This window comes from Paracoccus sp. (in: a-proteobacteria), from assembly GCF_047605025.1.
Taxonomy (GTDB): domain Bacteria; phylum Pseudomonadota; class Alphaproteobacteria; order Rhodobacterales; family Rhodobacteraceae; genus Paracoccus.
In genome coordinates this window covers 1-10,638 of the sequence record NZ_JASGGO010000048.1, presented here as the reverse complement: position 1 = coordinate 10,638, position 10,638 = coordinate 1, and the positions used below count along the sequence as shown (strand labels likewise).

Below are 10,638 nucleotides of genomic sequence, written 5' to 3'. Positions count from 1 at the left end.
CAGCTAAACAGTTCCGCATGCCGTCCGTTCATCTGTGTCTTTCTAAGAAGGTAGATGCCTCCATCTTCTGAGAAGCGCATCATTCTGTAAGTGCCGTAGTCGTAGACCGGCGGCGTTGCGAGGATCGCCTCGCGCGTTTCGTTATCCCAAGTTCAAGCCGATATTTTGTAACTGTGCGGCGTGAAAGACGGATCCCCCTCGTCTCAAGCTCCCTGGCAAGAAGTGCATCCGTGAGCCTGCATGTTTCAGGCCAGTTGTCGATGACACCGCAAAGGGTATTTACGACGCTTTCACGATCAAGGTCGGGATTACGAGGACTGACGGGAACCCTCAGAAGTTCTCTCAAACTCACGATGCCGTCGGGCGTCCGCATGGCAACACCGGCGACTGCGCGGCTGATGGTGCTTTTGTTCAATTCCAGTTGCGTGCTGAGCGCGGTCATCGTCACAGGGCGGCGCGCGCCGTTGCCAAGCAGCCACGGCAACTGGATCTCGACAAGTGCAGATGCAATCCGTAGCAGCGTCGTAGCCCGACCCTCTACTGCCGCGACCAGATTTTGGGCAGCGGCGTTGACCTCGGCGGCCGCCTCTTTGTCACGCAGCGTAAACTTTATCATCGCACCGGGCAGCAGGATGCCTTGCGCCGTCAGCTCCAGTTCCGGCGGCGGGCTGTCGGGCGCGGCGATGCCGAGCAGCGCCGGCGTCAGGCCGCGGATCTCGGCGATCATGTCGCGCGCATCCTCATGATCGGTGCCCAGATAGTCAGAGATGGCGGACAGGTCGCCCTCGGCCACCAGATCCAGCCGGTCGAGCAGCCGGTCCATCCAGGGGTCCAGCCGGTTCCGCGCCTGCAATTGCAGGCGGAAACATTCGGTCATGTCGCGGGCAAAGACGCCGGGCGGCTCTAGCTGGTGCAGATGCGGCAGCAGGCTTTCCAGGACGGCGGGCGTGGTGGCCAGCCAGCCGGCGATCTCGGGCAAGGGATCGGCCAGCAGGCCGCGGTCGTCGAGGCAATGCACCAGTTCCCGCGCGATCCGCATGTTCTCGGTCGGCAGGCGCAGCAGCCCGATCCGTGCGATCAGCCCGGCGCGCGGATCGTCGGGCTGCGGCATCAGGTCGGGGTCGGCGCAGGTCAGCGCCGGATTGCGTGCCAGTTCCAGCCGGACCCGGCGCCGCAACCGCCCCGCATCCATGCGCAGCACGTCCAGCGACAGCTGCATCCGCTGGCTCAGTGCCAGTCTCCCTATTTGCTTTTGCGTCAGTTCCTGCCGCATTCGCCCCGCTGTCCCGCTGTCCCACTGTTGCGCCGCGCCTGTGGCACGCCACAGGCGCGCGATAGGCAACCTGTTGAAAACCATTGATCATGCATTTGGCACGGCTGTTGCTTTTAGTATCCATGGGGAGGACAGGAATGGTCAAGGTCGGCATCATCGCCAATCCGATTTCCGCCCGCGATATTCGCCGGGTGATTTCGCATGCGGGCAACCTGCCCATCAACGACCGCGCCAATATCGTGCTGCGCATGATGGCGGGGCTGGCGGCCAGCGGCGTCGACGAAGTCGTGGTCATGCCGGAACACGGCGGCATCCGCTTTCAGCTGGAACGCAGCATCCAGCGGGAATTGCGGCTGGGCCACATGAACTTTCCCCGCCTGCGCTACCTGGACATGCCGGTCACCGCCACGCCCAAGGACAGCGCCCGCGCCGCGCGCATGATGGCCGACGAAGGCGTCGCCGCTATCGTGGTCCTGGGCGGGGACGGCACCAACCGCGTCGTGGTGGGCGCCTGCGGTGCCGTCCCGGTGTCGGGCGTGTCCACCGGCACCAACAACGCCTTTCCCGAACTGCGCGAGCCGACGATCACCGGCCTGGCCGTGGGGCTGGCCGCCACCGGCAAGGTGCCCGAGGCCATCGCGCTGCGGTCGAACAAATGGCTGGAGGTCATGCTGAACGACCGGCGCGAGATCGCGCTGGTCGATGTCGCCGTGGTCGAGGACCGTTTCGTCGGCGCCCGCGCCATCTGGAAGGTGACGGGTTTTCGCGACCTGTTCGTGACCTTCGGCCTGCCGCAGGCCATCGGCATGTCCTCGATCGCGGGCCTGTCCGACCCGGTGGACCGCGACACGCCCGAGGGCCGCCACATCCGCCTGTCGCCCGATGCGCCGCGCCAGTTGCTGGCGCCCATCGCGCCGGGGCTGATCGACCGCGTCGGCATCGCGGGGACGGCGCGGATGCTGCCGGGCGCGGCGCATCACCCCTCGATCCCCGCCGGCTCGCTGGCCTTCGACGGCGAACGCGAGCTGACATTCACCGAAAGCGACCACGTGTCGGTGCGGCTGGTGCCCGGCGCCTTTCGCACCATCGACGTGCCCGCCTGCATGGCCCATGCCGCGCAGCACGGGCTTTTCATCCGCAACCCAGACTGAAGCTCAGGGAGGAGCCAGAATGTCAAATCCGTTTCCGCTAGATAGGGACAGGCTGCTGAACGCCTATCGCCAGATGCGCACCATCCGCGATTTCGAGGAGCGGCTGCATGTCGATTTCGCGCGGGGCGAGATCCCCGGTTTCGTCCACCTTTACGCCGGCGAGGAGGCGACGGCGGTGGGCATCATGGCGCATCTGCACGACCGCGACCGCATCGCCTCGACCCATCGCGGGCATGGCCATTGCATCGCCAAGGGCGTCGACGTGAAGGCGATGATGGCCGAGATCTATGGCAAGGCCACCGGCTGCTGCGCCGGCAAGGGCGGATCCATGCATATCGCCGACCTGTCGCTGGGCATGATGGGCGCGAACGGCATCCTGGGCGCCGGTGCGCCCTTGGTCTGCGGCGCGGCTTTGGCGGCACAGAAGCTGGGCCATGACGGGGTGGGGATCACCTTCTTTGGCGACGGCGCCTCGAACCAGGGCACGATCCTGGAAAGCATGAACCTGGCGGCGATCTGGAACCTGCCGGTGATCTTCGTGGTGGAAAACAACGGCTATGCGGAATCCACCTCGGTCGATTACGCCACCGCCGTCGACAATTACGTCGACCGCGCCGCCGGCTTCGGGATGCCGGGCGTCACCGTGGACGGGCTGGATTTCTTTGCCGTCTACGAGGCGGCGGGCGAGGTCATCCGCCGCGCCCGCGAAGGTGCCGGGCCGACGCTGCTGGAATGCAAGAACGTCCGCTTCTTCGGCCATTTCGAGGGCGACGCCCAGCTTTACAAGGCGCCGGGCGAGAACGACCACAACCGCGAGCACAATGACTGCCTGAAACTGTTCCGCCGCAAGGTGACCGAGGCGGGCGTGATCCTGGACGCCGAACTCGACGCCATCGACGCCGAGGTGGCCGCGCTGATCGACGAGGCCGTGGCCGAGGCCATCGCCGCGCCACAGCCCGCGCCTGAAAAGCTGACCACCGACGTTTACGTGTCCTATTGAGGGAGGAAAGAACATGGCACGCATCATCAGCATGAAGGACGCGGTGAACGAGGCGCTGGACCAGGAAATGACCCGCGACCCCACCGTGATCATGATGGGCGAGGACATCGTCGGCGGCATGGGCGCCAGCGGCGAGGAAGACGCCTGGGGCGGGGTTCTGGGGGTTTCCAAGGGGCTTTACCACAAGCACCCGAACCAGATGATCGACACGCCGCTGTCGGAAAGCGCCTATGTCGGCGCGGCGGTGGGGGCTGCGACGGCGGGGCTGCGGCCGGTGGCGGAACTGATGTTCATCGACTTCATCGGCGTCTGCCTGGACCAGTTGCTGAACCAGGCCGCGAAGTTCCGCTACATGTTCGGCGGCAAGGCGGAAACGCCGGTGGTGATCCGCGCCATGTGTGGCGCGGGCTTCCAGGCGGCGGCGCAGCACAGCCAGATGCTGACGCCGATGCTGGCGCAGATTCCGGGCCTGAAGGTCGTCTGCCCCTCGAACGCCTATGACTGCAAGGGGCTGCTGATCCAGTCGATCCGCGACAACGACCCGGTGATCTTCCTGGAACACAAGAACCTTTACGCCAGCACCTGCGACGTGCCCGAGGAACCCTATGCCATCCCCTTCGGCGAGGCCAATATCGTGCGCGAGGGCGGCGACGCGACCATCGTGACCTATGGCCAGATGGTCGGCCGCTCGCTTGAGGCCGCCGACCTGCTGAAGAAAGAGGGCATCGAGGTCGAGGTGATCGACCTGCGCACGCTGTCGCCCATCGACATGGACACCGTGATCGAGAGCGTCGAGAACACGGGCCGGCTGGTCTGCGTGGACGAGGCGAGCCCGCGCTGTTCCATCGCCGCCGACATCGCCGCCAATGTGGCGCAGGATGCCTTCGATGCGCTGAAATCGGCGATCCAGATGGTGACGCCGCCGCATTGCCCGGTGCCGTTCTCGGCCGCGCTGGAACAGCTCTACATCCCCTCGGCCGAGCGCATCGCCGCGGCCGTGCGCAAGACCATGGAGGGCTGACATGGCGGAGATCACCCCGATCCTGATGCCGAAATGGGGCCTGTCGATGCGCGAGGGCAAGCTGGCCTCCTGGCATGTCGCCGAGGGCGCGACCATCAGCCCCGGCGACGAGATCATGGATGTCGAGACCGACAAGATCGCCAATGGCGTCGAGGCCGCCGACGGGGGCCTGCTGCGCCGCCGCGTCGGCGTCGAGGGCGAGACCTATCCGGTGCGCGCGCTGCTGGGCGTGATGGCGCCGGAAAGCGTCACGGATGCCGAAGTCGACGCCTATGTCGCCGCCTACGAGGCCCCGGCGGCGGCGGGCGATGACGAGGAGGCCGGCCCCAGCTATCAGTTCGCCGACCTGCCGGCGGGCCGCATCCGCTATGCCGAGCGTCCGGGCGAGGGCGTGCCCCTGGTGCTGGTCCACGGTTTCGGCGGCGATCTGGACAACTGGCTGTTCAACATCGACGCCTTGGCCGAGGGCGGGCCGGTCTATGCGCTGGACCTGCCCGGCCATGGCCAGTCGGTCAAGACCGCCCGCCCGGCGGGGCTGGACCTGCTGGTCGATACCGTCCTGGCCTTCCTTGACCATATCGGCGCGGACAAGGCGCATCTGGCGGGCCATTCCATGGGCGGGCTGGTCGCCGCGACGCTGGCGATCCGGCATCCCGGCCGCGTGGCCTCGGCCACGCTGATCTGCCCGGCGGGGCTGGGGAGCGAGATCAACTCGGGCTATATCGACGGTTTCGTCAAGGCGACGGGGCGGAAAGACCTCAAGCCGGTGCTGGTGCATCTGTTCAAGGACCAGTCGCTGGTCAGCCGCGCCATGGTCGAGGATCTGCTGAAGTTCAAGCGCCTCGACGGGGTGCAGGATTTCCTGGCGGAACTGTCCGGGAACCTGTTCGCCGAAGGGCGGCAGGCGCGGCAGGTCGCCGATGCGCTGGCGGCCAGCGGCGTGCCCGCCCAGGTGATCTGGGGCGAGGCCGATGCCATCATCCCCCCGGGTCATGCGGCAAATCTGCCGGGTGCGACAATGCACCTGATCCCCAACGCGGGCCATATGGTGCAGATGGAGAAGGCGGCCGAGGTCAACCGCCTGGTCCGCGACTTCATCGCCTGACATCCGGGCCGCCCCGCCTCTGGGGCGACCCCTCACACCGGAGGGATTATAGATGAGCAATTCCGTCGAGAGCCGCAGTATCATCGTCACCGGCTCGGGTCGCGGCATCGGCCGCTCGATCGCCGAGGGGCTGGCGCGGGCCGGCGCCCGCGTGGTGATCGCCGACATCGACCCCGCCACCGCCGAGGCCACGGCGACCGCGATCCGCGACGCCGGCGGCACGGCCATCGGCATCGCCGCCGACGTGACCGACCGCGCCAGCGTCAGGGCGCTGATCGCCGGCGCCGTCGCGGAATACGGCCGGCTGGACGCGATGTTCAACAATGCCGGCATCGCGCAGGTCAAGCAGTTCAACGACATCACCGAGGACGACTGGCACCGCGTCATGGACATCAACGCCATGGGCGTGCTGATCGGCATCCAGGAGGCCAGCAAGCAGTTCATCGCCCAGGGCGGCGGCGGCAAGATCGTCAACACCGCATCCATCGCCGGCAAGCAGGGCTATGAGCCCTTGGCGCATTACTCGGCCAGCAAGTTCGCCGTGGTGGCGCTGACCCAGGCCGCCGCCCGCGCCTTCGGCAAGCACAGGATCAACGTCAACGCCATCTGCCCCGGCGTCGTCGCCACCGACATGTGGAAGCTGATCGACAAGGGCTTCAAGGACGAGGGGCTGACGAGCCGCGACAACGAGGCGTTCGAGGGCTTTTCCGCCGACATCCTGCTGGGCCGCGCCTCGCGTCCCGACGACCTGGTGGGGGTGTCGATCTTCCTGGCCTCGGAAGGGTCGGATTACATGACCGGGCAAAGCCTGCTGGTCGATGGCGGCATGGTGCTGATATGAGCGCCAAGGAAAAACTGGCCGGAATGAACGCCCGCGCGATGGCGCTTTACAAGGCGGACGGCAAGACCATGACCGCCTTTCGCGGGCTGATGCAGGCCGCCAGCCGCGACGGCAAGGTCGGCCATGCCATGAAGGAGATGATCGCCACCGCCGTCGCCATCGGGCGCGGCTGCGAGGATTGCATCATCTTTCACACCAGCGAGGCCAAGGCGCATGGCGCCAGCCGCGAGGAGTTCCTGGAGGTCCTTGCCGTCGCCATCGAGATGTCGGGCGGCCCCGGCACGGTCTATGCCGCCAAGGCCCTGGCCACATTCGACGAATTGTGAGGTTTGATCATGAAGGCACTACGTTTCCACGCGAAAAAGGATCTGCGGGTCGAGGATATTCCCCAGCCGCCGCAACCCGGCCCCGGCCAGGTGCTGATCCGCAACCGCTTCGTCGGCATCTGCGGCACCGACCTGCATGAATATTCCTATGGCCCGATCTTCATCCCGACCGAGCCGCATCCCTTCACCGGCGCCTATGGCACGCAGGTGCTGGGGCACGAGTTCGGCGGCGTGGTCGAGGCCGTGGGTCAGGGCGTGACCCATCTGCGCCCCGGCGACCGGGTTTCGGTCCAGCCGCTGGTGATGCCGCGCGCGGGCGACTACTTCGCCGACCGGGGCCTGTTCCACCTGTCGCCGCAACTGGCGCTGGTGGGGCTGAGCTGGGTGTCCGGCGGCATGGCGGAATATGCGCTGGTCAACGACTACAATGCCGTCGCCGTGCCCGACGAACTGTCGGACGAAGAGGCGGCGCTGGTCGAGCCTTCGGCGGTCGCGGTCTATGCCTGCGACCGGGGCGGCGTCACGGCGGGTTCCAGCGTGCTGGTCACCGGCGCCGGTCCTATCGGCGCGCTGGCGCTTCTGGCCGCGAAGGCGGCGGGGGCGACGCAGCTTTTCGTCTCGGACCTGAACGACACGCGGCTGGACCTGATGCGCGCCATGCTGCCCGAGGTCGTCACGCTGAACCCCAAGCGCGACAATGTGGGCGATGCGATCCGCGCCGCGACCGAGGGCAATGTCGGCTGTGACGTGGCCATCGAATGCGTCGGCAACGAACATGCGCTGAAAGCGTGTCTCGATGCCGTCAGAAAGCAGGGCGTCGTCGTGCAGACCGGCCTGCATCCGCATGACAATCCGCTGGACTGGTTCGCCGTCACCTTCAAGGACGTGGATATTCGCGGCTCCTGGGCCTATCCGACCCATTACTGGCCGCGCGTCATCCGCATGATCGCGACCGGGCAACTGCCGGCGCTGAAGGTGGTGACCAAGCGCATCGGGCTGGATCACGCCGTGGCCGAGGGCTTCGACGCGCTGCTGGACCCGGCGGGGACGCAGTTGAAGATCCTGATCGACCTGTCGCGCTGAAATCCGCCGATGCTACAATGACTCTGTGCCGGGGCGGGGATCGTGCTATCCTCGCCCCGGCGGCTTTGGGAGGAGCCCATGGCGGGGACATCGAACACCGGGGCGCATGTCCTTGAAGTCATCGGCGTGGCCGAGGGGCGCAACTCGGGCCGCGACGCGGATGTGCTGGCCTCGTGGCGGCGCTGCGTCAACGACCACCGGCTCGACCCGGCCCGCCCCAGCGCGCCCCGCATCCTCACCCAGCGCGAGCTGACCCAGCACCGGCAAGATTCCGAGCAACTGCTGAGCGTGGCCCGCCACGGCATGGAGGACCTGTATCGCCGGGTGAACGCCATGGGCTATGTGCTGCTTCTGGCCAATGGCCGGGGCGTCACGGTGGATTCCATCGGCGATGCCGGACTGGACCGCGAATTGCGCCATGCCGGGCTGATCTCGGGCTCGGAATGGGACGAAAGCCATGTCGGCACCAATGGGGTCGGGGCCTGCCTGGCGACCGGCCAGGCGATCACCGTGCATCGCGGCGATCATTTCGACGTGGCGCTGACGCCGCTGTCCTGCACCGCCGTGCCGATCCACGACACCGCCGGCGGCCTGCTGGGTGTCCTGGACCTGTCGCATCTGCAAGCGCCCGAGGACAAGATGAGCCAGGCCCTGACGCTGGAGGTCATGAAATCCTGCGCCCGGCGGATCGAGATGGCGAACCTGCTGCGCCGCCACCGCGCCGACTGGATCCTGCGGTTGCACCCCTCGCCCGAGTTTCTGGACGTGGACCCGATGGCGGCGCTGGCCGTCGGCGCGGACGGCTGCATCACCGGCATGACCCACAACGCGCTGCGGCTGGCCGGAGTGAGCCGGCCTCTGATCGGACGCCGCATCAGCGAGATATTCGCCTGCGATCTCGAAGATATTCCCCGGCTGTCACGCGCGCAGACACAGATGGACGGTTGCCTGGAAATGCAGGCGGGGGGACGGGTCTATGCGCGCTCGGTTCCGCCGTCAGGGCCGCGGCTTCGCACCGTCAAGACGGACCTGCCCCAGCCACTGCGCGCGCTCCATGGCGGCGATCCGGCCATGCGGCACCTCGCCCTGCGCGCGGCCAAGGTGCTGGACCGCCAGATCAGCGTCGTCCTGCAAGGCGAGACCGGCACCGGCAAGGAATTCGTCGCGCGCGCCATGCACGATGCCTCGCGCCGGCGGGGCTCTTTCGTCGCCATCAACTGCGCGGCCCTGCCCGAGGCGCTGATCGAAAGCGAGCCTTTCGGTTATGTCCCCAACGCTTTCACCGGCGCCCATGCCCGCGGCAAGAAGGGGCTGATCCGCGAGGCGCATGGCGGCACGCTGTTCCTGGACGAGATCGGCGACATGCCGCTGGCCATGCAGGCGCGGTTGCTGCGCGTGCTGTCGGAACGCGAGGTGATGCCGGTCGGTGCGACCAGGGCCGAGCCGGTCGATATCCGTGTGATCTCGGCCACGCATCGCGACCTGGGCGCGCTGGTGGCACAGGGACAGTTCCGGCAGGACCTGTATTATCGCCTGAACGGGCTGGTCCTGGACATCCCGCCCGTGCGGGCGCGCGCCGACCTGGAATGGTTGATCAACCGCATCGCCGTTGCGACTGAAGGTAAGCCATGCTTCTCGCCCCAAGCGATGGACCTGTTGTTATCCCATAGATGGCCTGGGAACGTGCGGGAGATCGTCAATCTTTGCGAGTTCGCTGCCGCGATGTGCGATGGTGCCTCTGTCTTGCCGATCCATCTCCCTGCGGTGATGGTGGATCAAGCCTCCTCGGCTCGGTCACCGATAAATAGGACATCCTATAATGAGTTGCTGCATCTTCTGAATGAGCATAGCGGAAATGTTTCGGCCGCCGCCCGAGTTGCAGGAATCGACAGGTCGACATTCTACAGGCGTCTACGCAAGTCGAAATAGCAAGCATGGGATAGTTGATGCTATACATCTCATCTGGGAAAATCGACTGGCTTGGGTGGGCGAAGGGCGCATTGTGGCAATTCATGTCTGGGCTGCGGATGGCATCCTCGACGAGGTTGGAGCCGATGCCGACGGAGTCGTCATGAAGGAACAGGTGGAAGCCGCCTCGGTGCCTCAGCATGTATAGGCCATGGCCTCACCAAAATTGCACTTGCGCAAGATCCGGACCGCCTGCGCCTTCAACCAGGCAAAGAAACCCTCGATCAGCAGGCGGAACAGTGTTGATTTCCATTCGGAACTGACCCGGGCAGGCGTATAACTTCCACCGAGATTTGCCCCATGTGACCCTTCCCCCGAGCGCTGTGAGCGACGGGGGGCATTGGAGAGATCCACATGGGACTTTTGAACGTCATTCGTCGTCTTGCGCTGCGAGAGAAGCTGCCGATCCGGGAGATCGCGCGGCGGACTGGGCTCTCTCGGAACACGATCAAGAAGTATCTGAAGTCGGGCCGAGCCGAAGTTCTCGGTGCCAGAGCGACCGAGCAAGCTCGATCCATTCGCGGACAAGCTGTCGGCCTGGCTGAAGACCGACAGCACGAAGTCGCGCAAGCAGCGCCGGCCTCTGACGCGCCTGCACGCCGATCTGGTCGCACTGGGGTTCACAGGCTCCTACAACCGGGTCGCGGCCTTCGCGCGGGAATGGCACACAGCGCGGCAAACGGCTGATCGCGGCACCTTCGTGCCTCTGGCCTTCCGCCCTGGCGAGGCCTTCCAGTTCGACTGGAGCGAAGATTTTGCCGTCCTTGGCGGTGAACGGACGAAGCTGCAGGTGGCACATACGAAGCTGTCGCACAGCAGCCCGCCCAGCAGGTAGGGATAGGTCCTGTGTCCCTTCCTCGGCTTGCTGGT

Annotated in this window: 9 protein-coding genes and 1 pseudogene; 9 read left to right on the top strand and 1 reads right to left on the bottom strand. The window is 66.2% G+C overall.

Annotated features, from left to right (window positions below):
• Positions 1-79 precede the first annotated feature (79 nt).
• The gene (locus tag QM682_RS18245) at positions 80-1,273 is read right to left on the bottom strand and encodes an RNA polymerase subunit sigma-54 (RefSeq protein WP_415132342.1); all 1,194 of its coding nucleotides are present in this window, start codon (positions 1,271-1,273) and stop codon (positions 80-82) included.
• A 137-nt stretch (positions 1,274-1,410) separates the two neighbouring features.
• Here QM682_RS18245 and QM682_RS18240 point away from each other — a divergent pair, with 137 nt between their 5' ends.
• The 9 genes and pseudogenes from QM682_RS18240 to QM682_RS18200 form a co-directional block, all read left to right on the top strand.
• The gene (locus QM682_RS18240) at positions 1,411-2,424 is read left to right on the top strand and encodes an ATP-NAD kinase family protein (RefSeq protein ID WP_415132340.1); all 1,014 of its coding nucleotides are present in this window, start codon (positions 1,411-1,413) and stop codon (positions 2,422-2,424) included.
• Between the two features lie 19 nt (positions 2,425-2,443).
• Positions 2,444-3,424, top strand: coding sequence for a thiamine pyrophosphate-dependent dehydrogenase E1 component subunit alpha (locus QM682_RS18235; protein WP_415132338.1), 981 nt, complete (start codon positions 2,444-2,446; stop codon positions 3,422-3,424).
• Positions 3,425-3,437: 13 nt separating this feature from the next.
• On the top strand, positions 3,438-4,445 hold the full coding sequence (locus QM682_RS18230) for an alpha-ketoacid dehydrogenase subunit beta (protein ID WP_415132336.1): 1,008 nt from the start codon (positions 3,438-3,440) through the stop codon (positions 4,443-4,445).
• Position 4,446: 1 nt separating this feature from the next.
• A complete protein-coding gene (locus QM682_RS18225; protein ID WP_415132334.1) occupies positions 4,447-5,550 on the top strand; it encodes an acetoin dehydrogenase dihydrolipoyllysine-residue acetyltransferase subunit in 1,104 nt (367 codons plus the stop codon).
• Between the two features lie 52 nt (positions 5,551-5,602).
• Entirely contained in the window at positions 5,603-6,391 is a 789-nt protein-coding gene (locus tag QM682_RS18220; protein ID WP_415132332.1) for an SDR family NAD(P)-dependent oxidoreductase, read from the top strand.
• Positions 6,388-6,717, top strand: a complete 330-nt coding sequence (locus QM682_RS18215; RefSeq protein WP_415132330.1) for a carboxymuconolactone decarboxylase family protein — start codon at positions 6,388-6,390, stop codon at positions 6,715-6,717. The genes QM682_RS18220 and QM682_RS18215 overlap by 4 nt, the downstream gene beginning before the upstream one ends.
• A 9-nt stretch (positions 6,718-6,726) precedes the next feature.
• The gene (locus tag QM682_RS18210) at positions 6,727-7,800 is read left to right on the top strand and encodes a 2,3-butanediol dehydrogenase (protein ID WP_415132328.1); all 1,074 of its coding nucleotides are present in this window, start codon (positions 6,727-6,729) and stop codon (positions 7,798-7,800) included.
• Positions 7,801-7,878: 78 nt separating this feature from the next.
• Complete coding sequence (locus QM682_RS18205; RefSeq protein WP_415132326.1) at positions 7,879-9,729, top strand: sigma-54-dependent Fis family transcriptional regulator; 1,851 nt, start codon at positions 7,879-7,881, stop codon at positions 9,727-9,729.
• Between the two features lie 393 nt (positions 9,730-10,122).
• Positions 10,123-10,585 (top strand): annotated as a pseudogene (locus QM682_RS18200) (helix-turn-helix domain-containing protein); the annotation flags it as partial.
• Positions 10,586-10,638 lie beyond the last annotated feature (53 nt).

What these genes read in the sequence shown, in the direction of transcription:
- QM682_RS18245 (WP_415132342.1), bottom strand. Translation starts at nt 1,273, where the DNA reads ATGCGGCAGGAACTGACGCAAAAGCAAATAGGGAGACTGGCACTGAGC.
- QM682_RS18240 (WP_415132340.1), top strand. Translation starts at nt 1,411, where the DNA reads ATGGTCAAGGTCGGCATCATCGCCAATCCGATTTCCGCCCGCGATATT.
- QM682_RS18235 (WP_415132338.1), top strand. Translation starts at nt 2,444, where the DNA reads ATGTCAAATCCGTTTCCGCTAGATAGGGACAGGCTGCTGAACGCCTAT.
- QM682_RS18230 (WP_415132336.1), top strand. Translation starts at nt 3,438, where the DNA reads ATGGCACGCATCATCAGCATGAAGGACGCGGTGAACGAGGCGCTGGAC.
- QM682_RS18225 (WP_415132334.1), top strand. Translation starts at nt 4,447, where the DNA reads ATGGCGGAGATCACCCCGATCCTGATGCCGAAATGGGGCCTGTCGATG.
- QM682_RS18220 (WP_415132332.1), top strand. Translation starts at nt 5,603, where the DNA reads ATGAGCAATTCCGTCGAGAGCCGCAGTATCATCGTCACCGGCTCGGGT.
- QM682_RS18215 (WP_415132330.1), top strand. Translation starts at nt 6,388, where the DNA reads ATGAGCGCCAAGGAAAAACTGGCCGGAATGAACGCCCGCGCGATGGCG.
- QM682_RS18210 (WP_415132328.1), top strand. Translation starts at nt 6,727, where the DNA reads ATGAAGGCACTACGTTTCCACGCGAAAAAGGATCTGCGGGTCGAGGAT.
- QM682_RS18205 (WP_415132326.1), top strand. Translation starts at nt 7,879, where the DNA reads ATGGCGGGGACATCGAACACCGGGGCGCATGTCCTTGAAGTCATCGGC.